The sequence below is a fragment of the Undibacterium sp. Ren11W genome, from assembly GCF_049340485.1.
GTDB lineage: Bacteria > Pseudomonadota > Gammaproteobacteria > Burkholderiales > Burkholderiaceae_D > Undibacterium.
On sequence record NZ_JBMPPB010000002.1, the window covers coordinates 33,039 to 55,950 of the forward strand.

General features: G+C 51.1%; 18 protein-coding genes. 2 read left to right on the forward strand and 16 right to left on the reverse strand.

The window, feature by feature from the left end; all coding sequences use genetic code 11:
• Window positions 1-65: 65 nt before the first annotated feature.
• The 15 genes from ACO0K8_RS06825 to ACO0K8_RS06895 form a co-directional block, all read right to left on the reverse strand.
• Entirely contained in the window at window positions 66-2,345 is a 2,280-nt protein-coding gene (locus ACO0K8_RS06825; protein ID WP_422945900.1) for an alkaline phosphatase family protein, read from the reverse strand.
• 77 nt (window positions 2,346-2,422) lie between these two features.
• Window positions 2,423-2,818: a DUF5675 family protein gene (locus ACO0K8_RS06830; RefSeq protein ID WP_422945901.1), complete on the reverse strand. Its 396-nt coding sequence runs from the start codon at window positions 2,816-2,818 to the stop codon at window positions 2,423-2,425.
• 224 nt (window positions 2,819-3,042) lie between these two features.
• Window positions 3,043-3,627: an N-acetylmuramidase family protein gene (locus tag ACO0K8_RS06835; protein ID WP_422945902.1), complete on the reverse strand. Its 585-nt coding sequence runs from the start codon at window positions 3,625-3,627 to the stop codon at window positions 3,043-3,045.
• 48 nt (window positions 3,628-3,675) lie between these two features.
• Entirely contained in the window at window positions 3,676-4,536 is an 861-nt protein-coding gene (locus tag ACO0K8_RS06840; protein ID WP_422945903.1) for a lipase family protein, read from the reverse strand.
• Between the two features lie 88 nt (window positions 4,537-4,624).
• Window positions 4,625-5,419 (reverse strand): hypothetical protein, encoded by a 795-nt coding sequence (locus tag ACO0K8_RS06845; RefSeq protein WP_422945904.1) that lies wholly within the window; start codon window positions 5,417-5,419, stop codon window positions 4,625-4,627.
• A 9-nt stretch (window positions 5,420-5,428) separates the two neighbouring features.
• Window positions 5,429-6,412 carry a hypothetical protein gene (locus tag ACO0K8_RS06850; protein WP_422945905.1) on the reverse strand — a complete coding sequence of 328 codons (984 nt, stop codon included), beginning with the start codon at window positions 6,410-6,412 and terminating at the stop codon, window positions 5,429-5,431.
• A 53-nt stretch (window positions 6,413-6,465) separates the two neighbouring features.
• Window positions 6,466-6,813 carry a hypothetical protein gene (locus ACO0K8_RS06855; protein ID WP_295765223.1) on the reverse strand — a complete coding sequence of 116 codons (348 nt, stop codon included), beginning with the start codon at window positions 6,811-6,813 and terminating at the stop codon, window positions 6,466-6,468.
• A gap of 666 nt (window positions 6,814-7,479) precedes the next feature.
• Window positions 7,480-10,770, reverse strand: a complete 3,291-nt coding sequence (gene icmF / locus ACO0K8_RS06860) for a fused isobutyryl-CoA mutase/GTPase IcmF (RefSeq protein WP_422945906.1) — start codon at window positions 10,768-10,770, stop codon at window positions 7,480-7,482.
• A gap of 249 nt (window positions 10,771-11,019) precedes the next feature.
• Window positions 11,020-14,658, reverse strand: a complete 3,639-nt coding sequence (locus tag ACO0K8_RS06865) for an indolepyruvate ferredoxin oxidoreductase family protein (RefSeq protein WP_422945907.1) — start codon at window positions 14,656-14,658, stop codon at window positions 11,020-11,022.
• Window positions 14,659-14,790: 132 nt separating this feature from the next.
• Window positions 14,791-15,087: a hypothetical protein gene (locus tag ACO0K8_RS06870; protein ID WP_422945908.1), complete on the reverse strand. Its 297-nt coding sequence runs from the start codon at window positions 15,085-15,087 to the stop codon at window positions 14,791-14,793.
• Between the two features lie 66 nt (window positions 15,088-15,153).
• Window positions 15,154-16,374, reverse strand: a complete 1,221-nt coding sequence (locus ACO0K8_RS06875) for an acyltransferase family protein (protein ID WP_422945909.1) — start codon at window positions 16,372-16,374, stop codon at window positions 15,154-15,156.
• Window positions 16,375-16,535: 161 nt separating this feature from the next.
• The gene (locus ACO0K8_RS06880) at window positions 16,536-17,234 is read right to left on the reverse strand and encodes a LytR/AlgR family response regulator transcription factor (protein WP_422945910.1); all 699 of its coding nucleotides are present in this window, start codon (window positions 17,232-17,234) and stop codon (window positions 16,536-16,538) included.
• Between the two features lie 7 nt (window positions 17,235-17,241).
• Window positions 17,242-18,330 carry a sensor histidine kinase gene (locus ACO0K8_RS06885; RefSeq protein ID WP_422945911.1) on the reverse strand — a complete coding sequence of 363 codons (1,089 nt, stop codon included), beginning with the start codon at window positions 18,328-18,330 and terminating at the stop codon, window positions 17,242-17,244.
• Between the two features lie 48 nt (window positions 18,331-18,378).
• The gene (locus tag ACO0K8_RS06890) at window positions 18,379-19,320 is read right to left on the reverse strand and encodes a LysR substrate-binding domain-containing protein (RefSeq protein WP_422945912.1); all 942 of its coding nucleotides are present in this window, start codon (window positions 19,318-19,320) and stop codon (window positions 18,379-18,381) included.
• Window positions 19,321-19,335: 15 nt separating this feature from the next.
• A complete protein-coding gene (locus tag ACO0K8_RS06895) occupies window positions 19,336-19,785 on the reverse strand; it encodes an Lrp/AsnC family transcriptional regulator (protein ID WP_422945913.1) in 450 nt (149 codons plus the stop codon).
• Between the two features lie 128 nt (window positions 19,786-19,913).
• On the opposite strand from ACO0K8_RS06895, the gene yedA reads away from it, so the two are divergent.
• Both yedA and ACO0K8_RS06905 read left to right on the forward strand, forming a co-directional pair.
• Entirely contained in the window at window positions 19,914-20,795 is an 882-nt protein-coding gene (gene yedA, locus ACO0K8_RS06900; protein ID WP_422945914.1) for a drug/metabolite exporter YedA, read from the forward strand.
• A 55-nt stretch (window positions 20,796-20,850) separates the two neighbouring features.
• Window positions 20,851-21,483, forward strand: coding sequence for a LysE family translocator (locus ACO0K8_RS06905; protein ID WP_422945915.1), 633 nt, complete (start codon window positions 20,851-20,853; stop codon window positions 21,481-21,483).
• A gap of 58 nt (window positions 21,484-21,541) precedes the next feature.
• Here ACO0K8_RS06905 and ACO0K8_RS06910 read toward each other — a convergent pair whose 3' ends face one another.
• Window positions 21,542-22,591 (reverse strand): GGDEF domain-containing protein, encoded by a 1,050-nt coding sequence (locus tag ACO0K8_RS06910; RefSeq protein WP_422945916.1) that lies wholly within the window; start codon window positions 22,589-22,591, stop codon window positions 21,542-21,544.
• Between the last annotated feature and the right edge of the window lie 321 nt (window positions 22,592-22,912).

Consider the following 22,912-nt stretch of genomic DNA (forward strand, 5'->3'; position numbering starts at 1 on the left):
ATATGCGCGCTGGCAGCATGCCATTTTTTTCATAAAAACTAGTCAGACTCCCAAAGCGAGCGCGATTACTTAGCCACTGTTTTTTTCTTTGTGGCAGCAGCAGCTGTCGTTTTTTCCGCAAGCAAGCTGGCAAATTTTTGTTCCGCAAGTATGCGCAATTCCTTATCGCTGATTTGCTTGAGCTTGGCTGAGCTAGTCGCGCTGGCCGCGGTCACTTTACGGGCAGCAGGTTTTGCCTTCACGTCGTCGGGAAGATTGGCGACAAAATACATCAGGGCTTCGCGTGAGCCTTCGACCGGTGTTGCTGGCGCTGCGCTGCGACCGGCTTTCTTCAAGGCAGTCGCAGCGCTGGCACCTATCGTGGCAGGCGTGTCAGTGCGTGGGCTGCTGCGTTTGCTCAGCTCTGCTAACAGACTCTTGCACTGATACACGCCTGCTGCGCTGCTGGTGCGTGCGCTCAAGGCCGGCATCGCCCATTTATCACACAAGTAACGCAAAATACTGCTGTGTTCAAACTGCGTTTTGCATACACCGGGATCGACCCACGGCGAGACTAGGATGGCGGGCACCCTTACGCCTAAACGGTTAAAAGCAAACTCCTTGGTGTGTGGGTCGGGCGCGACTGTCAAGGGCGGTGGTACATGATCAAATAATCCGCCATGTTCGTCATAAGTAACGATCAAGAGTGTCGACTCCCACAATTCTTGATTGGCGCGCAGCGCCTGATACACATTGGCGATCAGCTGATCGCCCAGCGCTACGTCGGAAGGCGGGTGTTGATCGTTTTCATCGGCACCGAAATAGGCCGGCTCGATAAACACATAGTTCGGAAAATCACTCTCAGGACCGGCGACGTCGGTATAAAAATTTTTCATGCCAGAGTAATGTGAAGTGAGTAGCTTAGGTAAGAGCTTAGTCAAGACTATGCTTTGCGGCACACCCTGATGGTAGATACGCCAGGTTTTATAGGCATCGTCGAGGCGATCGTAGATGGTGTCCTGATTGTTGCCGAACAAGTTAGCCGGATGCTGACGTGAAGGCATCAGCACTCGACCCAGGCAAGTGCCGCTGTGCACAAAGAAACGGTTCGGCCAGGTCGGCCCCGGCATCGATGAAAACCAGTGATCGCACACTAAAAAATTGCGTGCCAGGCCATGCAAGGCCGGCAAACTATCTTTGGCCGGAGTAGCGCCGAAAGGGAAATAGCTCATGACTTGCTCGACTTGCCCAGGATTGCTTTCCTTGACTCCAGCCACACCCAGATAAGAATCGACAAAGCCGCCCATGGGCGGCACGCTGGCGCTGCCTAGCTGCGCCATCACATCGACAAATTCATGCGGCATGCCGATGCTGATCTTGTTCATAGCATTGGGTTTTTGTGAGTAGGATATTTTGCTGGTGGACGAGGTATTTTGATAGCTGGGGCCATGCTGAGGTATGCCTTCCAGATCCGGGTAGATCTTGCTGGCGTCTCCCAGCATGTGATCGAAAGAGCGGTTCTCTAGCATTAGCACAATCACGTGGCGTATCGGGTCGGGATGCGTGGCCACACTGGTTGTTGGGTTGGCACCCAAGATACGTTTGTGCTCCTGCTCTTTGACGATAGTCGCATCGGCGCGCTTGCGCACATAACTGCGCCCAAATTTTACCTTGCTCTTGATCTGTATGCGTTGCTGGGCTTTTTTGTCATCAGGGGCCGCATAGGTTTCATGGGTGCGCGACTGCGGATCGTAATAACCTACATAGCCACCCGGGTTGACGCCAAAAGAGTTGAGCGCTTTGCCTTTAGTCAGCCGGCCGAGAAAATCATTGCGCCCGCCTTCCTGTTCTTCAGTGGTGAAATACAACGGTAAGACAAAATTCGATACTTCAACATCGTCAATGGCATAGGTGTCCGATTGCACCGCATCGCACATCTCAAACCAGTGAAACACTTCTTTACCCGGGGTGCTAGGGTGCGGCCCCTGCACCAGCAGATTAGCTTGCGCATCACCGATCAATTCCATCGCCTCATGCGACAGCGTTACGGTCCAACTTTCTTTGAGCTGCTCGCACAATTGGGTGAACACAAAACCGTAAGCAATGCCGCGAAAATTCGCATCATGATAGCCTAGCGCATCTTCTACATCGGCCTTGTCGGCGAGATAGAGTATCGCGTCTCCGCGCAATTCTGCCAGAGTGTTTTTATTCACATCTCTGCCGATTCTGCCCTCTAGTCTCAGCGTCGCCCCAAAGCTCCAGTAGGGTTCAAAATCTTCTTTTATCTGACGATTGATAGCACGCACCGCTGTCTGTACTTGCTCGTCAGTGATTTTTTTAGAGCGGTTAACGATGCTGATTAACATGTCGCTTCCTTTATCTGCGATGGGTTGGGTTTTCTGTCCGGGAAATTGTTCTTATCAATTGCCGTCTTTATTGAGAGTTATTGAAGTATTTCTATGAAAATTTTCTCAATTTTTGCTGCGGCCAGCAGCTGTTTAAATAACTTGTCGAAAGCAATTTTGCTCTGCCTGATCTCATCTGGAAGTCTTTCTACGCCGACTAAAATGCAGCCTTCTGTATCTACGTCGGTGTTGCCGGGGTGTATCCGTATTCCATCAAAATTTGGCACTGCCAGCAACAAAGGCAAGGGCTTTTTAAATCGCTCTGAATAACTGATGATGACTTCGTAGTGTCCATATGGGATCGCGGTGCTACCCTTTACCTTGACCGGGCGTATCCTGTCCTCCAGAGTAAAACACTCAAACACCTCATTCACGTAGAGGCTGCCTATACTACTTTTTTCAGTGAAAATCTCTCTAACAAGTCGCAGATTCATGATGCGCTTTCTAAAAAAATGAGAAACCAGAACCCGCAGAACCCGCAGAACCCGCAGAACCCGCATGCTGAAATCGACCCGAGCTATCGATTGCACATACGCTAGCGTCTATGCGTCGACAGTTTTACTACTGCCTCTGGAGCTTTCGCTGTGATAACCTGGTTTGGTGGTAAATTTTTCGGTTTCACTGTCAACTTGCAATGCGTCCATGGCACGTCGCAGTTTCAGTTCGAATTTGTTTTTTCGTGCGAAAACTTTTCATAGGCCGCGGCCATCAACTTGTCGTAATTATTTTTCCAGTACTCGGGGCCGTTATAGCCTTTGGCAAACGCCACCCAGTCATGCTGGCGCAGTGCGTTGCTGAGGTGAGTATGTTTGAGGTATTCGCAAAAGGCATCGAGCTGAGATTTTTCATCTGTTTGCATGGCATTGTAGAACTCATCCACAGAGGTAAAGCCGCAGGTGGCAAAATTAAAACCCATCACCTGAAATTTGCCGTAACTGGCCGACATGCGGGCCGCAGTTCTATTTAATTTCTCGGCTTCTGCCAGTCGCTCGTATTCCTTGATACCACCCAGATAATATTGTTTGGTCCAGGGTGTATAACAGATGCTAGGATTGCTATCTTTAAAAGCACCCTTGGTGTACTTGTAAAAAATATGCCCTTCAAAAAGAATTTTCGCCTTGCCTTCGTTTAAGAAACCAGCGCCACGACTCTCGACTTCCGCCACCGCTTTAATCGCAGCGACATCACAATCTAAAAGGTAAGCAGCGGTCTCGAAATCATGTTGTTCAAGTAGTTTAGACATTTTATTCTCCATAAAATTGTTGACTATTTGCGCCAGGAACTAGCCTGCTCAGGCGCGGATTCCCATCACGGCGCTGACATAATTGATAGGCGCATGGTCGGCTAGTTCGCGCGAAAAAATATTTCCGCGTAAAAAAGCCTGACGCATCAGATACAGAGCGCTGGCTTTTGATTTGTCGATATTCATCTGCTCTTCGTTTGCCTGATCCAGCTTATGGCCGCGGCTATCGAGATAGCGCAAGTTACCCGTATGCTGATAGCCAAATTCCTCAGGCGGCACTCGGGTAACAATATCGCAGCAATCGACATAGCGCTGATGCGTAACATCGCGCATCGCCATGGCGAACACCGCATCACCAACCCGAGGTGAGCCAAAGGTGTACAAACCAGCTGGCGGCCAACGACTGGCGCACAGGGTCGCTAATGCCGCCCCCAAACTGTGACCAGTGATTAATAGACGGTAGCCTGGATCTAGCGCGCTCAGGTGCTCAATGACGATTGCTAATACCCTGTGTGTCAGCAAGGCCTCGGCAAAGCCCTGATGAACTTGCCCCATCGCGCGCTCGTGGCCATCGACCCATGGCGTCAGGAGAAAATTGGCGTCACTAAACAGATCCGAGGGATCATCGGTTTCGGTGCCGCGAAAACTTAGGACCGTGAGTTTTTTCGCTGGTTTAGTGGCGATGAAAACTTGGCTGCCCTTGCCGCCATAGCCCAGCGCCAGATCCCGGGTAAATTCGGCGCGGTCCAGATAGGCGTCAAGCCGCCGTTCGTCTTTTACATAGGCCAGACGGGCCATTTCAGCACATAGCGCTGCCTCGCAGTCGAAAGCGCCAAGTTGAAAAAAGTCCTCCGCCAAACCCGGAGTGAACAAAGACTCCCGGCTGGCATCGTAGGGGTAGGTATGCATTTTGGATTTTCAAATGGTTAGCGAGAAATTGTTCATAGATGCTGAATACAAGATAAAACCAGGATAAAAAACCTGTCGTCTATCATTTTCATATGTCGTTTTGCAGCGCTTTGAGGAGAACTGCGGCACCGCATTGCTGTGAAATGCTTTCCGGGTCGAATTTATGGTCGGCGACGAAACGCCCTTTCGTATAATGCTGAGAAAAACTCCATAGATAAGCTGAGGGCAAGCCGCGTTGTCTATATCCAAAACCATTGTAGGCTTCCCATCGATACAGCATTCTGGTGATGCTCCAATCCGTCTGCCCAATGTAGGCCTTCATTTCCAAGGCATCACGGGCGCTGACTTCCCAGGTAAAGGGCGGGTTACCAAGTACCGGCCGACCAGCAGGTACATGTACCGTCTTGGCGCGAAGTGGGTCGCCATTATGAAGATGGGTAGAAAAATTCGAATTTGCTTCTAGTGAATGTATTATCCCTATGAAGTACCAGGGGATACCCAGTTGCTGGCCTAAGGCGGCATATCTCGGCGCATTCTCTTTGAGCCGATTTAGCCGGGCTTGGACTTGTGCCTGATATTTAGGCAAAATCGTGCAGCTATCAAAAAATAATTGGTACTCTGAGGCGAGCTGAGAAAAATCTGTAGTGACGCTGATTTTTGGTAAGATCGTCTCTGGTATCGAAGCCGGGACCGCCAATGCTTCCGCCAGTGTTTCTGTTGCAGCAGGTGACAACAAGGTTGAACTCAAAAAGGTGGCAACCACAGTGAACATACCGTTAGCCTGCGGATATTTTTCTGCGCTGGCGCCGATCGCAACATAATCAGAAATAAGTTGTTCTACCCGATCCGCAGGTACATCTCTGAGTATCTCTTGTGTGCTCATTGGTTCCTCCTATTTGGTCAATTTGAAGAACTGCACGGCTTCTGCCCGCTCCGCGGGACTCGCACCGCGATAAAAGCCCACCACGCTAGACTTGATATCGCGAGCCTGAAGATAGGCTTCTAGTCTCAGTTTGGCCGCGTTATCGATACTACCGTTGGGAAAAATAAAATTTCTCAACAATTCGGCATTGTCATCGCTCTGATAGCTGCGGTCGTAAGCCGTCGTGATGGCATTGGTGACGACAGGTGCACGTCCGCTTGCAGGGTCTCCTTTTTCAACTTTCGGCTGTGCTTTTTTTACCGCTAAATTAATTTCTGCTTCGATATTCGATGGCACGCAGAGGCGGGCGTAAGCGCCTATGGCATTGATCACCGCGGGTCGAGTTTTATATCCGCTTTTCAGCTCATCCCGGTAACTGCTTTGTAAGGTGTTCACCAGTGTTTGCACTGAAGAAGGGTCTAAGTCATAGAGCAAATTACTGCTTAAATTATCGACCGTCGAGCTGGCTAGTCCAAATAAAATGGCGACGATAGAGACGCTTTTGGCAGAGGATTCAACGGCTGCCATCAAGCCAGCGGCGGCCGTACCAATGAGTCCGAGTTGCGCCACCGAAGTACGTTTGTCGCGGTTTAAGCGAAACAATGCATCCATATAGGCTTTGCATTTATTGTCAGCATGGTTCATGCCCGCCTGAACCAGCAAGTCGTAATCTAAGCCCGGAGTCAGCGCGGCTAAAGGCGTGGCCGGGACGCTAGGCGCTTCTTTGGCGCTAGTATCGTTTTCGGGGAGTTTGGATAGTTTGACGAGGGTATTCCATACCTCGTCCTGATTCTTCCTATAGGTTTCGATTTCACTGGAAATGGAATCTACACCCGGCCCATTTCTAAGCGGAGAGCTACTGCTATAAGACGCACATGCCGACGCCGACAGGATCAGTGCGCAGAGCACCGGTATTCTTAGATACCTTGAAACCAGAATAGCTGTCATTTTCATGGCTCACTGATTCAAAATCACAAAAAAACAAACGCATAGCTTGCGTCTGAAACTTAGCTTTTTGTTGCCGGTGATGGAGCCAGGATACCTGCCAGAGCTCCAATTGCTGCGGAGCCTAGTGCGGTCAGCACATCGGGAATTGGCACTGGGTTTGCCGTCGCTTTAAAAGCCAGAGCGATCACTCCTACGACCACCAGCAGCACAACTAGGCCTAGCGAAGACACCACAATTCTGTAGATGAGTTTGTCTTGCTCAAGCGCCCGCGATGGGACTTGTTGTTTTGCCTGTGCCAGGAGTTTTAATATGGTCTCTTCAGGCTTGGCTTGAAGCTCTGCCAGCACACCTGGGGTTTCGATAATGTTTTTCGCAAGCTGATCAGCGGAGCGGATTTCATCGGCCATGACGCTAGTCCTCGAATGCAACTGTTTGAATGAATGTCAGAGTGTGCGACCTTGCTGATTTTGACTGAAATAGCAAAAAAGGGTGTGCTCCAATTCTATGTTCACTATATTTTTAACAACCATTGAAGCGTAGAATATTTTTAAAAAAATACAAGAATTAATTCTATTTCTTGATGAATTTTCTTAGGTGTTTCGATAGGAAAATATGCGTGGTTTTGATTGTTGTTTGCTAAAAGAAATAGCTAGCTTGAGCAGGCGCTAAGGCTTGCCACTCACGAATAGACGATGTCACCAATGACCCGGCCTGCCGCGCATATTCCATGCGGCTTTCCAGCCTGCCACCTCTGCAGGCCGCATCAGATATGCGCGCCAGGCCAGTGGGAACTTCTAAAAACCCCATACTCGGGCGCATCGCGGCGTTGCAACTCCTCGCAATACCGACGTATTGCTCCGGTTTGCGTCTTGCACTGCATCCCGATTAAAGGTTTTTTAGAAGCTCCCCAATGCCAATTTGTATTGGTTGATAAAGATGGAAAATTTTGATGAAAATTGGGGAAGCCCTACTTTTTTACCTTCCAATTCATGAATAAAAAATCCCGGAGCCAGTCCGGGATTTTTTGCGTTAGCGGGTGGATAGCCGCCTATACAGCGGCAGACTAGGCCAGCTTACATATTGCGTCGATACTGCCCACCAACCTCAAACAGCGCCGTGGTGATTTGCCCTAGTGAGCATACTCTGGCGGCGTCCATTAGTTTGCCGAACACGTTTTCGTCCTGGATGGCGGCTTCTTGCAGGGCCGCCAGTGCTTGCCCGGAGACGTCGGCATGGCGTTGCTGGAAGTCGGCCAGGCGGCTCAGCTGCGATTGCTTTTCTTCGTCGGTGGAGCGTGCCAGTTCGATTTTCTGGGGCGTGTCGCCTTGCTTAGGATTGCGGAAGGTGTTGACGCCGACGATAGGCAAAGTACCGTCGTGTTTCATGTGTTCGTAGTGCATCGATTCTTCCTGAATCTTGCCGCGCTGGTAACCGGTTTCCATCGCGCCGAGTACACCGCCGCGTTCGGCTATGCGTTCAAACTCTTGCATCACCGCTTCTTCTACCATGTCGGTCAGCTCTTCGATGATGAAGCTGCCCTGGATAGGGTTTTCGTTTTTCGCCAGACCCCATTCGCGGTTGATGATCAGCTGTATCGCCAAGGCACGACGGACAGATTCATCGGTAGGCGTGGTAATCGCCTCGTCGTAGGCATTGGTGTGCAGGCTATTGCAGTTATCGTAGATCGCGATCAAGGCTTGCAGCGTGGTGCGGATATCGTTGAAATCTATCTCTTGTGCATGCAGACTGCGGCCGCTGGTCTGGATATGGTATTTCAGCTTTTGGCTGCGGTCGTTAGCGCCGTATTTGTCGCGCATGGCGATGGCCCAGATGCGGCGTGCTACGCGGCCTAACACCGTGTATTCAGGATCCATGCCGTTGCTGAAGAAGAAGCTCAGGTTAGCGGCGAAATCGTCAATGTGCATGCCGCGCGCCAGGTAGGCTTCGACAAAGGTGAAGCCGTTCGACAGCGTAAACGCTAACTGAGAAATAGGATTGGCTCCGGCTTCCGCGATGTGATAACCGGAGATCGATACCGAGTAGAAATTGCGCACCTGATGATGCACGAAATACTCCTGAATATCGCCCATCACTTTCAGGCTAAATTCGGTAGAGAAAATGCAGGTGTTTTGGCCCTGGTCTTCTTTCAGGATGTCGGCTTGTACCGTGCCGCGCACGTTCATCAATACCCAGGTTTTGATCTTGGCGGCTTCGTCCGCAGTCGGTTCGCGCTTATTATCCGCACGGAATTTATCGAGCTGCTGATCGATTGCCGTGTTCATGAAGAAGGCCAAAATCGTCGGGGCCGGGCCGTTGATGGTCATCGAGACCGAGGTAGTCGGGTCGCATAGATCAAAACCATCGTACAAGACTTTCATGTCTTCCAGCGTGGCCACCGAGACGCCGGAATTGCCGACCTTGCCGTAGATGTCGGGGCGGATTGCCGGATCGGCACCGTACAGCGTGACAGAATCAAACGCGGTGGACAGGCGCTTGGCATCCATGCCTTGCGAGACTAGCTTAAAACGGCGGTTGGTGCGGAAAGGATCACCTTCGCCGGCAAACATGCGGGTCGGGTCCTCGCCTTCGCGCTTAAAGGCAAACACGCCGGCCGTAAACGGGAAGGAGCCGGGTACGTTTTCCAGGGTCAACCAGCGCAGGATTTCGCCATGATCGACAAAGCGCGGCAGTGCCACTTTGCGGATTTTGGTGCCGGACAAGGTGCTGCTGACCAACTGGGTGCGGATTTCTTTGTCGCGAATTTTTACCACGTATTCGTCGCCAGCATAGGCGGCCTGCATGTCTGGCCACATGGCGACCAATTGCTTGGATTCAGCGCTGAGGTGATTGTCACGCTCGCTGATCAGTGCGTCCAGATCGGCAAAAACCTCGGTCGCCTTATTCGCTTTGGCCAGCATGCGTCGGGTTTCTTGCAATTGCTGACGCTCGCGCGCCAGCGTGACTTGCTTGCCGCTGTGTTTGTGATAGTGGCGCACGGTGTCGGCGATTTCGGCCAGGTAACGGCTGCGCGCTGGCGGCACGATCACGTTTTTACCGCTAGAGTATTTCACGGCGATCAAAGGCAATTTACCGGGCAGCACTTTCAGGCCGCGTTCTGCCAAAGCCGGCAGCAAGCCCTGATACAAGGCGGTCACGCCGTCATCGTTAAAACGCGATGCCTGGGTACCGTACACCGGCATTTCGTCCGATTTTTTTGTCCACAGTTCGCGGTTGCGCTGATATTGCTTGGCGACATCGCGCAAGGCATCTTGCGAACCCTTGCGGTCAAATTTATTGATGGCGATAAAGTCGGCAAAATCGAGCATGTCGATTTTTTCCAATTGCGAAGGCGCGCCGAATTCTGGTGTCATCACGTACATGCTCAGGTCGACATGCTGCACGATGGCAGCGTCGCCCTGGCCTATGCCAGAAGTCTCGACGATCACCAGATCAAAGCCAGCCAGCTTGCAGGCGGCGATCACATCGGGCAGCGCTTGCGAGATTTCAGAGCCGGCTTCGCGCGTGGCGAGCGAGCGCATGAAGACCTTGAGCTGGCCTTTCCACGGATTGATCGCATTCATGCGGATACGGTCGCCCAGCAAGGCACCGCCCGATTTACGGCGCGACGGATCAATCGAGATCAGTGCGATGTTCAGATTGTCGTTTTGATCCAGACGTATGCGGCGTATCAGTTCATCGGTGAGTGAAGACTTACCTGCACCGCCGGTGCCGGTGATCCCCAGCACCGGAATCTTAATTTGTGCTGCGGCCGTATGGAGTGCTTTGAGCAGCTCCGGTGCGACGCGCTGGTTCTCTAAAGCCGTGATGAGTTGTGCCAGCGGCCGGTGTTTGGCAACGATGTCGCCGTTAGTGAGGACATCGAGCTTGGTCGGCGCGTAGCCGCTAAGATCAATGTCGCAAGCTTGTATCATGGATAAAATCATGCCAACCAGACCAAGGCGCTGACCGTCTTCCGGACTAAAAATGCGCGTCACGCCATACGCGTGTAGCTCGGCAATCTCTTCCGGCACGATCACGCCACCGCCGCCGCCGAATACCTTGATATGTTCGCCGCCGCGTTGCTTGAGCAGATCGATCATGTATTTGAAGTATTCGACATGCCCGCCCTGATAACTGGAAATCGCGATGCCTTGCGCATCTTCCTGCAGCGCGGCAGTAACGATTTCTTCTACCGAGCGGTTATGCCCGAGGTGTATCACTTCGGCACCATTGGCCATCAGGATGCGGCGCATGATGTTAATTGAGGCATCGTGGCCATCAAACAAAGAGGCGGCAGTGACGAAACGCACTTTGTTGGCGGGTTTATATTCGCTTAATTTTTCGGCTATGGACAGGTCGGTCATGTCTTCCTCAACGGGTCTGAAACTGGGGTGGCGCACAGTAATCGCTGCGCATACCACACAAGGTTTGGCTATTTATATGACGCTAAGTTAGCTTACGTTAACGTAAACGTCAATCGAAACCTTCCGGCTATCGTCAATGTAAACTTAGTGTTAATTAAATTTTAAAACAGCATGCGCAATGTCCATGCGCCTTACAGGCCAAAAATGGCTGGAAAGGTGCATGGAATATGCGTATTCTATTTTTAACTACTACGCAGCGTGCGGTACCTGTGGAATCTGGCCTATTACTTCCGCTTTAGGCTGTTGCAACAAGATCGCTTTTTGCGCCTGATACTCTTGCATGGCTTTTTCTTTCACATGGCCGAAACCCCGAATTTTCTCGGGCAGGTTCGCTAAAGCGATGGCCTGTTCCAGATTATCACTAGTTAATTTGGCGATCAGCATCTGCACCATGTCGCGGTATTCTGCGATCAGGGCCCGCTCGCTCTTACGCTCTTCACTATAGCCAAAAATATCTAATTTACTACCGCGCACACCCTTGAATTTGGCCAGCAGTTTAAACGCCTGCCATACCCAGGAGCCGTATTGCGCCTTGATCAGATGACCCTGGCCATCTTTTTTCGAGAACAGTGGCGGTGCCAGATTGAATTTCAGGCTGAACTCGCCTTCAAATTGCTGCTTGAGCTTATCGGTGAAATCGCCATTGGTGTACAAGCGTGCGACCTCGTACTCATCCTTGTAAGCCATTAGCTTAAAGGCATATTTCGCCACTGCCGTGCTCAATCGGTTACCCGCGCTGAGGGCAGATTCTGCCTTGCGTACCTGGCTTAGCAAATCGTTATATTGCTGGGCGTAGGCGGCATTCTGGTAGTCAGTCAAAAAGCTGACGCGGCGCTGTATCAGGCTATCTAGACTTTGCGGCATCTGCACGATTATCGGTTGCGCCGGAATCGCGATTTTCTCTACCCGGCTAAAATCGACGGCAGCACGCCGGCCCCATAAAAAGGCTTTCTTGTTCGACTCTATCGCTACGCCATTGAGTTCTATGGCGCGCAGCAAGGCCGCTTCAGTAACCGGGATCGCCCCTTTTTGGTAGGCAAAACCGAGCATGAACAGATTGGTCGCGATCGAGTCGCCCATCAGTGCTGTGGCTAATTTGGTGGCGTTGATAAAATCGACCTGATTCCCGACCGACTCGGCGATCAGGTGTTCGGTGGATTCCAGCGGGAACTGCCAATCCGGATTTTTGGCGAAAGGCCCGGTCGGCTGTTCGTGCGTATTGATCACTGCACGGGTGCGGCCTACCCGCATCTTGGAGATGGCGTCATGCGCACCAGCGGTCAGGATATCGCAACCAAGGATCAGATCGGCTTCACCAGTGGCGATGCGCTGCGCGCGCAACTTGCTGGCTTGTTCAACAATGCGGATATGCGAAGTGACCGAGCCATTTTTTTGCGACATGCCCGTCATATCCAGTACCGAAGCACCTTTGCCCTCCAGATGCGCGGCCATGCCCAACAAAGCGCCGACCGTAATCACACCGGTGCCGCCTATGCCATTGAGCAAAATATTGTAAGAGCTGGCGCAAGCTGGCAAGACCGGTTCTGGCAAAGCGCCAAAGTCATCTTGCTTGGCCGTGCCGGTCTTGGATTTTTTCAGCTTGCCGCCTTCTACCGTGACAAAGCTAGGGCAAAAACCTTTAACGCAGGAATAATCTTTGTTGCAAGACGATTGGTCGATAGTGCGCTTGCGACCGAATTCTGTCTCCAGCGGCATGATAGAAGTGCAGTTCGATTGCACGCCGCAATCGCCGCAGCCTTCGCACACGGCTTCGTTGATGAACATGCGCTGATCCGGGTCAGGGAACTCGCCTTTCTTGCGGCGACGGCGTTTTTCGGCAGCGCAGGTCTGGTCGTAGATCAGCACCGTGCAACCTGGTAGTTCGCGCAACTCGCGTTGTACCGCATCCATATCCTTGCGGTCGTGCAGCGTCAAGAATGCCGGCAGATTAGAGCGGTCGGTGTAGCGCGACAAATCTTCGGTCACCAGCGCGATGCGTTGTACGCCTTCGGCCGCCATCTGTTGCGCCATCATGGCTACGCTGATAATGCCGTCCACTGGCTGGCCACCGGTCATGGCGACGGCGTCGTTGTACAGAATCTTGTAAGTGATGTTGACCTTGGCCGCTACGGTGGCGCGTATCGCCAGATAACCGGAGTGGAAATAAGTACCGTCACCGAGATTCTGGAACACATGTGGCAGCGTCGAGAACGCGGCCTGACCTATCCACGGAGCACCCTCACCACCCATGTGGGTGGTGAGCTTATTAAATTCCGGGTAAATCGCGGTAGCCATCACGTGGCAGCCGATACCGGCTAAGGCCAAACTGCCTTCTGGCACCTTGGTCGAGGTATTGTGCGGACAACCTGAGCAATAGTAAGCCGGACGCGTCGGTGTGTTGACCTGCTTGGTCAGAACCACATCCTTGGCTTCTAAAAAAGCCAACCTGGCCTTGATCAGATCACTGGTATGGAAGCGTGCGATCCGCGAAGCGATCACGCGGGCAATTTGCGCCACCGAGAAATCGGCCTTGGAAGTAAGCAACCATTCGCCGCGTGGATGTACCCATTCGCCTTTTTCATCAAACTTACCGATCACGCGTGGTCGCACGTCGTCGCGCCAGTTGTACAGCTGTTCTTTCAGCTGGTATTCAACCATCTGGCGTTTTTCTTCTATGACCAGAATCTCGTCCAGACCCTGGGCAAATTCCCGCACACCATCCGGCTCTAGCGGCCACGGCATCGACACTTTATACAGACGGATACCGATCTCAGCTGCGAATGCCTCATCGATGCCCAACTCTTCCAGCGCTTCCAGCACATCCAGATAGGATTTTCCGGATGCCACGATACCCAGACGCGCAGTCGGGCTATCGATGGTGGTGTGGTTGAGTTTGTTGGCGCGCGCATAGGCCAGTGCCGCATAAATCTTGTAATCCTGCATCAAGGCTTCTTGCTTACGCGCTTGTATGCCTAGCGTATCCAAGGACAGGCGGGTATTCAGACCGCCTTCCGGCATCACGAAATCTTGCGGATACACGATCTTCAGACGGAAAGGATCGGCGTCTACCGAGGCGGTAGACTCTACCGTATCGGCCAGCGCCTTAAAGCCTACCGCGCAACCGGAATAGCGCGACATGGCCCAGGCATGCAGACCGAGATCGAGGTATTCCTGCACATTGCAGGGATACAGCATAGGGATCATGCAGGCAGAAAATATATGGTCAGACTGATGCGGCAGCGTCGAAGAGTAAGCGCCGTGATCGTCACCGGCTACCAATAATACGCCACCGTGTTTGGCGGTGCCGGCGTGATTCATGTGCTTGAAAACGTCACCGCATCGATCGACACCAGGGCCTTTGCCGTACCACATGGCGAATACACCATCGTATTTGGACGGACCGATCAAATCTACTGTCTGGGTGCCCCAGACCGCCGTCGCAGCTAAGTCTTCATTCACGCCGGGTACAAACTTGACGTGGTTTTGCGTCAACAGTTTTTCGGTCTTCCACAAGGTTTCGTCCAGGCCACCCAAGGGCGAACCGCGATAGCCGGAAATAAAGCCGGCAGTATTTAAGCCCGCGGCTAGATCACGCTGTCTTTGTATCATGGGCAAACGCACTAAGGCCTGAATGCCGGATAAAAAGATGGTGCCGCTGTTGGACGTATATTTGTCGTCAAGACTGACCGCTGCCAAGCCTGAATATGATGCAGGGGGCGGAGAATTTTTCTCGGACGAAGTGAATGACGAAGTAGTCGAATAAGATGTAGAACTAGACGCAGGCGCGAGCGCCGGACCAGCAGATTTCTTAGCTGTGTCGGATGACATGTGAGGCTCCAAAATTTGTAATTTAGTGTGCAAAGAGCATGGGCTGTATCCGGTAAGAAACAATTTTGCTCAGAGCCTAGACTGAGGTATCAGAGTTAGGCTCTCATTGCGGTGGCTGTGATAGCAGCCATTTTAGTCCAATTCTTGCTCAAAATCGAGTCGCCAGCGGAGCTGGAGTTTTAGTGATAAGGCTTTTCTCCCGCTAGTTGTGCGAACTTGAACCGACTGGATGGCATCAAAGAAAGCTTTCGAAATATCGCTGCAGCGCTTTCTCGACTCCTTTGAAATCTGCTGTGAATACAGTGTAAGCCTAGCCGCGAAATAGTAAAAATATGAAATTTTTATAGGCCTATCATGAAAACCTATAGGCTTTGATGGCGACGGAAAATTTGCTTTAAACCGCCCCCCCTGCCAGCGCGCATATTCCATGCGGGTCTCCAGCCTGCCTGCCCGCCAAGGCGCATGGGATATGCGCGCTGGGCTAGGTGCCTAAATTTATTTTGGCATCAACTTCATATGCAGGATCGATGGCTTCTTTTCCTGCATGGCTAGTCCAAACAAAGGTCTTAATATTGCGCTGCGTCTGACTATTTCAAAGCCGGTAAAAGACAGTAAGACGGTCGCAATGATTAAAAATATTGCCTCCGGTATGGCGGGCAAATTCAAGGGCTTCAGACTATGTGCCAACATCACGATCACGGTCTGGTGAAATATGTACACAGGGAACACCGCCAGTGTAAGATATCGGCGCGCCGCATGGTCTTTTTGCAGATGGATGCGGGCAAAGCCGCAAGCTGCCAGTATTGCCGTCCATTCCAAGCTCACCCATATGCCGCGCTGAAATAAGCGAAACCAGTCGGGAACCGGGCGCACATCGTTGAAATAGGCGTAGTAACTAATCAGAAAAATCCAGGCGGCCAGTGCGATTACTAGACTAGGCCAGCGTAGTTGCGCCACCTGTTGCCAGAACTTGTCCGAGGGCGCGATCAAGGCGCCAAACAGAAATAGCGAGAGGTAGTTGGCGTGATTAAACCAGTCATCGACCAGGGCATGGGTAGTAGGAAAATAACTGAGCAGAGTTAAGCGTATCAGCGCCAGATAGGCGATAGGCAGCACGATGATGCGCCAGCCGTGTAAGTGCTTAATTAAACTGTTGCGCAGAGCAGAAAACCACGACGGCTTAAGCGCAATGAATAAGCCCAGCGCCAGACTATATACCCACAGATAGGCGACAAACCAGAGGTGATTCCAGGTCGGTAAAATCAGGCAGCCATCCTTGCAAAAACCATGATAGCCGCTCAGATACAGCTTCATGAAGTCTAGGTAACTACCGGGGTAGGCAAGCTTCTCTATGACTTCAAAATAAGTCTGCGGCGGCACGATGACTAGCATGCCAAACAATAAAGGCGGGAATAAACGGCTACTTCTTAGCCATGCAAATTTTATTGCGCTTAACTTCTCCAGCATAAAGGATGATGCCACCCCCGACACCAGAAACAAGAGGCCTAAGCGCCACGGCGAACTCAATAGCATCAGCGGTTTGATGGCGTCACTGGCATGCTGGCTATTCACATGCCAGTCTTCACCTACGTAATACATACCGACGTGGTAAACAATGAGTAAGAAGAAGGCGATGATGCGGACCCAGTCCAAAAAATATAGGCGCTCGCTGGCGCTGGCGTGTTGCGAGATCGCTGCGATGGATGAATCAGACATGATGGCTTCGGGTAGTGAACGATAGGGCTGAGACTACGCGCACGGGGCCGGGCTTGCCATCAAATTGTGGCGAAGCGGGCTTGGGATGGGGCGAGCCGGATTGCTTGGCTTATTTCGGTAAAAATCTCGTGATCAACTCAGTGATTAATTAAGTGAATAAGTTAGTGTTCAAGTTTCAAATAATCGAGCACTGCGCTGCGGTACTGACGGCTACAAGGCAGGCGCTTGGCGCCACGGATGATCAGCTCTGCATCGCCTTTTTGTGTCGGTATGAGTTGCTCTATGTAGCACAATTGCACCAGATAACGCCGGTGACAACGGACAAAGCCGCTGCCGAGTTTTTCTAATAGTCCGCTCAGGGTCAGGCGCAACATATGCTGGGCGCTGACGGTATGTACCAGGACGTAATTATCGGCTGCCTCCAGCCACAAGATGTCAAGCAGTTTGATGACTTGTACCCGGCCTCTATCATTGCTGAGCAAATGATCTGGTGTCGCCGTTGGTGTTTGCAGCCGGGCACGCGCTTTTTGTAGAGCGCGCAGAAAGCGTGCCTCGTCATACGGTTTCATCAGATAGTCGATGGCGTTGGCATCAAAAGCTTGTAAGGCGTACTGATCATAGGCGGTGACGAAAATGATCAAGGGACAAGGCGCGGATAATTGTGAGGCGACGCTGATTCCATCTAACTCTGGCATTTGCACATCCAGGAACACCAGATCAGGCCGCTGTTCGCGTATCGCTTGCAAAGCTTCTGTGCCATCGCGTGCTTCGGCGATATGGCTGACATCGGCCTGCTCGCTGAGCAGACGGCGCAGTTTGTCGCGTGCCGGACGTTCATCATCGACTATGAGTATTTTCATCCTGTCCTCAGCATGGCAAGCGTAATTCGGTTCTGACTCCGGCGGGTAGCAGTTGGCTAATCTGTAGCGTTGCCTGTTCCTGATACAGAGCGCTCAGACGTAGTCTTAAATTGTTTAGGCCTATACCGCTCGTTTGCGATGTAGGCGCCATGATGTCGCCGAGTACGCCGGCATCGTCTTCTACGCTGAGTACCAGCTGCCGCGCATTTGCGCTCGTGCTGGTTAAATGCGCAGCAATGCGGATACGCGTCAGTTGCGAACGTCGTTCTACCGTATGTTTAAAACTATTCTCTAATAAGGTTTGCAAGCACATGACGGGAACTTTACAAGTTAAGGTCTGGTCCGCGATCTCCCAGCTTATTTCCACTCTATCGACAAATCGCAGACTCATGAGTTTGGCGTAGGCCTGCAATAGACGTAGCTCATGCGACAGAGGGATCTCGGTTTGTTCATCTAACTCCAGCGTGCCTCGTAGTAAATCGGCGATTTGCGTCAGGGCCGTGTCCGCTAGCTTCAGGTCGGAATACATCAGGGACGACACCGTATTAAGTGCATTAAACAAAAAGTGAGGTTGCATCTGCTGCGTCAATCTATGCATCTGCGCCTGCCGCAATAAGCTTTGTGATTTTTCTGAATTTTTCTTTTCTTCGAGTAAAGCGGCATACGCTTGAATCCCGAAGATGACAACATAAAATATACCGAGAAACATCCCTAGTTTGCTAGATTCATACAGAAATAACTTGCCCCAGCTAGCATGTTGATAGACCAGCCCTAAGGCCAAATAGACGGCATGTCGAATCGCAAAAACGATGGCAACAAACAGCACGCAAATCACAGGCAGCACCGCCAACTGCGCCAGAAACCAACGTATCGGTGTTTGTAATAACTGACGATTGGTGAGCAGTCGCCTCTGCATCAGTAATAAAAACGTGCCGACTATGGCTGAGGAAGATTCCCAAAATATCGGTTCCCAGATGGTCTTGCCACCATTGCGCAGATGTTCTTGCAGGGCGACCGCGATCATCAGACTCCAGAATATCAGCCAGCCTAGGGCGATCGCGTTACGGATGCGGTGCTTGAAAAAATTCTTGAACATAATGTGCATTAGAAGCTCAGTTTTTAAAAAGTTCGCACGCTGTGTGGCTTAAGGCCTCATGCTGCGCGCACCTAGCCAGCGACCGCTGCTACACAATTCATGGCTCACATCCAAGACCAGTTTCTCTATTGCTAGTGCGGCATTGGTCAGGGGAATATTCTTCGATGAGCACAGCACCACGGTACGCGACAGGTGTATCCCAGAAATCGGCAAGGCACGCATTTCGCCGCGCTCTAGCTCAGCCAGAAACGGTGAGACCGGCAAGATGGTGGCACCCATGTCGGCCATAATTGCCGATTTCAAAATCGCGATCGAGGTAATATCTATCACCTGATCCTGCGCCAATTGCAGCCCGGCCTGCCTTAACTGGCTCTCTATGCGCGGTCTGACACCATGCTGCAGACTAGGCAAAATTAAGGGCGATTGCAGCGCCTTTGCCAAGGATATAGATTTTCTTTTGCCGGAAAATTGCGAGTCGGCGCGCGTGATGTACATCATCTCTTCTTCGACCATGGGTCTGCTGTTGAGTCCGGCCAACTGTCCGTCATCAAACAGGATTGCAAAATTGAGGCGACCGGATCGCAATTGCTCGCTCAGGTGCCCGGTTAATTCTTCGGTCAACTGAAAGACGATGTCAGGATATTTCGTCCTCACTGCAGTGAGCAAAGGAAACGCCAATGCCCCCGAGGCGCTCTGCGGTATGCCTAGCGCCACTGTTCCGCTGGGCGCATCAGTTGATTGCGTCACGGCAGATTTGGCGTCATTAACTTGCTTGAGGATGGCGTGCGCATGCTGGTAGAAAATTTTCCCGGCATCGGTGGCCTGCATGCCCTGTGCCGATCTATGCATCAGGCTAGCACCGAGTTCTTCTTCCAGTAGTTGCAATTGCTGGCTCAACGCAGGCTGCACAATATGCAAGACCTTGGCCGCGCGCGAGAGCGAGCCGTGGTCAAGGATCGCGACAAAATAACGGAGTTGGCGTAGTTCCATGGCGTGTCTGATCGCTTATTCGAGCACAGGTTTGAGCGCGCGACGTTCTAATGTCGAGGACAAAATCAGCGAGGTCGAGGTGGCACCGCAGCGCGTCAGATCGACCAGGATGCGTTCCAGTTCGCGCACCGAAGGCACCACTACTTTGACGATACTGCAATCGTCACCCGTAATCGAATGACACTCTATGACTTCCGGCATTTTTTCGGCCATGGCGGCCACCGCCTGATATTCAGTACGTCCAGCGATGCGTACAAAGGCAGTGATGTTGTAACCCAAGGCTTCCGGATTGACCCTGGCGTGATAGCCGGTAATCACCTTGGCCGCTTCCATGCGTTTAACGCGTTCTGCCACTGCTGGCTGGCTCAGGTGGATGCGCCTGCCGATCTCGGTCAAGGTCACACGGGCATCGGCTTGCAAAATATCGAGGATTTTTGCATCCATCAAGTCTAAATCTAGTTTCATTGAAATTTGCCTTATTTTCGATTGATACCAAGGTAATGTACCTCATTTTCCTTGGGTTATCTATTTAAAAATCAGATGCGACCGCATACACTAGTCTCCTTTATTTGACATTAATTGCCTTACTTTTTATGCGCGCACTTCCTCGCTATGTCTTATTCGCTTTACTGACTGTGTATATCGTCTGGGGCTCAACCTATTTTGCGATTCACGTAGCTCTGCAATCGTTTCCCCCGTTTTTATTGATGGGGAGTCGTTTTTTAGTAGCCGGTTCCTTGCTGTTTGCTTATTTGAAATGGCGTGGCACTGACTATCCGACGCGCCGGCAATGGCGGGATGCCGGCATCGTCGGCGTACTCTTGCTCGGTGGCGGTATGGGTTTGACTGCGGTCGGGCAGCAATATGTGTCTTCCGGCATGACGGCGGTGTTTATCGCCTGTTCACCGATGATTATGTCCTTGTGTGCCGGCATGTTCGGGGTTTGGCCGAATAAGCGCGAATGGCTAGGAATTTTGACCGGTTTTTGCGGTGCCCTGCTGCTCAGTGGCACGGCGGAATTATCGGCCCAACCGCTAGGCATGATGGCGCTATTGGGCGCAATTATTTGCTGGGATCTGGGTTCTGTCCTGTCGCAAAAAAAACTACATTTAGCGCCGGGTGCCATGGGCTTTGCCAGCGAAATGCTACTTGGTGGTGCTTTTTTATGTGTCATAGGTTTCGCCAGGGGCGAAAATTTTAATGCCCCGATTACTCTGCCGGCGTTTTTTGCCTGGTCTTACCTGGTGGTGGCGGGTTCTTTACTGGCCTTCACTGCCTATATGTATTTGCTCTCTAAGGTGAGACCGGCATTGGCCTCTAGCTATGCCTATGTGAATCCAGTGATCGCGGTGGCACTTGGGGTCTTGCTGGCTGGCGAGACGGTCGCTCCGCGCGCGATGCTGGCGATGGCGATTATTTTGGCCAGTGTGTTGTTGATTACTCTGGCACGCAAGCCTGTTGACGAGCATGGGTAAGCGTAACTAGCGGTATTGAGTCCTACTTTTATTAATTTTTTTTCTGGAGCCTGCCATGAGCTGGGAAGCCTATTTTATTTTTATTGTAACCACCGGCGTGATTTGCCTGACCCCTGGCCCCGCTGCGCTGTTGATTGTGGCGCAAGGCATGTCAAACGGTATGCGCCGCTCGTACTGGGCGATTGCCGGAATCGCGCTGGCCAATGCCCTGTATTTCGCCTTGTCGGCGACCGGGATTGCGGCCTTGATCGTCGCCAGTAGCAATTTGTTTTCCATCATCAAGTGGGCCGGTGTGGCGTATCTGTTTTATCTGGGTATTTCCACGATACTCAGCAAAGGCAGCGCATTCTCGGTCAGTAGTGAACCGAACGTGGCGATACAGGGCTGGGCGGCTTTTTGGAATGCCGTCATCGTCGAGTTGTCTAACCCCAAGGCCTTGCTGTATTTTGTCGCGTTGCTACCGCAATTTATAGACCCAGGCAAACCAATCGGTCAGCAAATGTTAATTTACGGCAGCACCTGCATAGGCTTGGATGCGATGACGTATAGTTTTTATGCCTGGTTGGGCAGTAAAACGCAAAAATTTACTGCGAATGCCAAATTTGTTAAAACCAGCAATCGTGCCTCTGGCAGTTTATTGATGTTGGCAGGAATCTTGATGGCGGGCGTCAAACGCGCGGTGCACTAATCGAAAAAAATGGCTCCTTGCAGGAGCCATTTTTTTATCGGGTCTATGTAAGAAAGATCTAAAAAAATTCCACGTCATCGTTGGAATGTTCAATTTTTAAATCTCCGTTTTCCACTAACTCGTCGTAATAGCAGGTTTTGTTTCTGCCACTGCTTTTGGCAAAATACAGAGCTTGATCGGCCCGTCCTATGATGCCGACTGCAGGTTCGAAAGGGTTGATCTGCACAAACCCCATACTGACCGTGACGGTGCCCACTTGCGGAAAGTCGTAATGCGCTACATTTTCACGGAAACGCTCAAAAATATGTTTGGCGTCTTCTAATGAAGTGGAACGTAACAAAATAACGAATTCTTCACCGCCAAAACGGAATAATTTATCGCTAGGGCGGAATGAAGAGCGCAATAGATTGGCGATCAAAATCAGTACTTCATCGCCATATAAGTGACCGAATTGATCGTTGACACGTTTGAAGTGGTCGATGTCCAACACTGCTAACCAGTGCTGTTTTTCAGTTTCATCATGACGCCGCTCAGGGTCGGTACGGGCACTGTCAGCGGATGCGCCGGCAAGCGCCGAAGTACGTAAAATTTTTGAAAAATTATCGTCGAAGGTTTTGCGGTTCAATAAACCAGTTAATGAATCGCGCTCACTATAATCGAGTAGATTTTGGAAATTACGATACACGATCAAAATACCATCCATGACTTCTTTGGTATTTTGGTTGTAAGTCGTCGGATTGACGATTTCCAGGCAAGTATGGACTTTGTCATTCATCCAGATGGGTAACCAGACCGTGCGCGTACCGTGTGCGTCCACGTTCTCGATCACATTTTGATGTTCCGCAATTCCTTTTTGTAAATCTGGAAAAGTCGAAATCAGTTCACCGTTGTTGTTGACGCCAAGTCCATCGTCGGCGACTATCAATTTCTCATTTTCAAACGAGATACGCGGTTTAACGAAAATTTGTTGCCCAGAAACCAAAATATCTAAGACGCGCGCCTGTTCGGCATGTGTTAATTCACGCAATGCGGAAATGACGGAAATATTCAGGAGCTCATGATCTCTATGCCCTGTAATCTCTACCAGATGTTTAATAATTGTTTCCATGCTCGCTATCTAAGAGGAACTTGCCTGCGTCTTGGTCTGCGTATTGTGCTTAAGCAGTCTCAACAAATGTTCTGTCACACTGATATAGCAAAGACCAGATGTCGATTCTTTGCTCTGACAGCAGAACCGAATAGTCATTTTATACCCAGGTTGTTGAAGAGTAACCCCAAATTTTAACGTCTGCTCACATTATTTACATTGCTACATTACTCATATTTTACTATTAACAACAAAATATCTGTTAATACTTCAGTTAATTTGGTTTTTAACGTCAAACATACGTGATCAAGCAAAAAAAACCGGCCGCAGCCGGTTTTTTTT

What these genes read in the sequence shown, in the direction of transcription:
- ACO0K8_RS06825 (WP_422945900.1), bottom strand. Translation starts at nt 2,345, where the DNA reads ATGTTAATCAGCATCGTTAACCGCTCTAAAAAAATCACTGACGAGCAA.
- ACO0K8_RS06830 (WP_422945901.1), bottom strand. Translation starts at nt 2,818, where the DNA reads ATGAATCTGCGACTTGTTAGAGAGATTTTCACTGAAAAAAGTAGTATA.
- ACO0K8_RS06835 (WP_422945902.1), bottom strand. Translation starts at nt 3,627, where the DNA reads ATGTCTAAACTACTTGAACAACATGATTTCGAGACCGCTGCTTACCTT.
- ACO0K8_RS06840 (WP_422945903.1), bottom strand. Translation starts at nt 4,536, where the DNA reads ATGCATACCTACCCCTACGATGCCAGCCGGGAGTCTTTGTTCACTCCG.
- ACO0K8_RS06845 (WP_422945904.1), bottom strand. Translation starts at nt 5,419, where the DNA reads ATGAGCACACAAGAGATACTCAGAGATGTACCTGCGGATCGGGTAGAA.
- ACO0K8_RS06850 (WP_422945905.1), bottom strand. Translation starts at nt 6,412, where the DNA reads ATGAAAATGACAGCTATTCTGGTTTCAAGGTATCTAAGAATACCGGTG.
- ACO0K8_RS06855 (WP_295765223.1), bottom strand. Translation starts at nt 6,813, where the DNA reads ATGGCCGATGAAATCCGCTCCGCTGATCAGCTTGCGAAAAACATTATC.
- icmF (WP_422945906.1), bottom strand. Translation starts at nt 10,770, where the DNA reads ATGACCGACCTGTCCATAGCCGAAAAATTAAGCGAATATAAACCCGCC.
- ACO0K8_RS06865 (WP_422945907.1), bottom strand. Translation starts at nt 14,658, where the DNA reads ATGTCATCCGACACAGCTAAGAAATCTGCTGGTCCGGCGCTCGCGCCT.
- ACO0K8_RS06870 (WP_422945908.1), bottom strand. Translation starts at nt 15,087, where the DNA reads ATGGAATATGCGCGCTGGCAGGGGGGGCGGTTTAAAGCAAATTTTCCG.
- ACO0K8_RS06875 (WP_422945909.1), bottom strand. Translation starts at nt 16,374, where the DNA reads ATGTCTGATTCATCCATCGCAGCGATCTCGCAACACGCCAGCGCCAGC.
- ACO0K8_RS06880 (WP_422945910.1), bottom strand. Translation starts at nt 17,234, where the DNA reads ATGAAAATACTCATAGTCGATGATGAACGTCCGGCACGCGACAAACTG.
- ACO0K8_RS06885 (WP_422945911.1), bottom strand. Translation starts at nt 18,330, where the DNA reads ATGTTCAAGAATTTTTTCAAGCACCGCATCCGTAACGCGATCGCCCTA.
- ACO0K8_RS06890 (WP_422945912.1), bottom strand. Translation starts at nt 19,320, where the DNA reads ATGGAACTACGCCAACTCCGTTATTTTGTCGCGATCCTTGACCACGGC.
- ACO0K8_RS06895 (WP_422945913.1), bottom strand. Translation starts at nt 19,785, where the DNA reads ATGAAACTAGATTTAGACTTGATGGATGCAAAAATCCTCGATATTTTG.
- yedA (WP_422945914.1), top strand. Translation starts at nt 19,914, where the DNA reads ATGCGCGCACTTCCTCGCTATGTCTTATTCGCTTTACTGACTGTGTAT.
- ACO0K8_RS06905 (WP_422945915.1), top strand. Translation starts at nt 20,851, where the DNA reads ATGAGCTGGGAAGCCTATTTTATTTTTATTGTAACCACCGGCGTGATT.
- ACO0K8_RS06910 (WP_422945916.1), bottom strand. Translation starts at nt 22,591, where the DNA reads ATGGAAACAATTATTAAACATCTGGTAGAGATTACAGGGCATAGAGAT.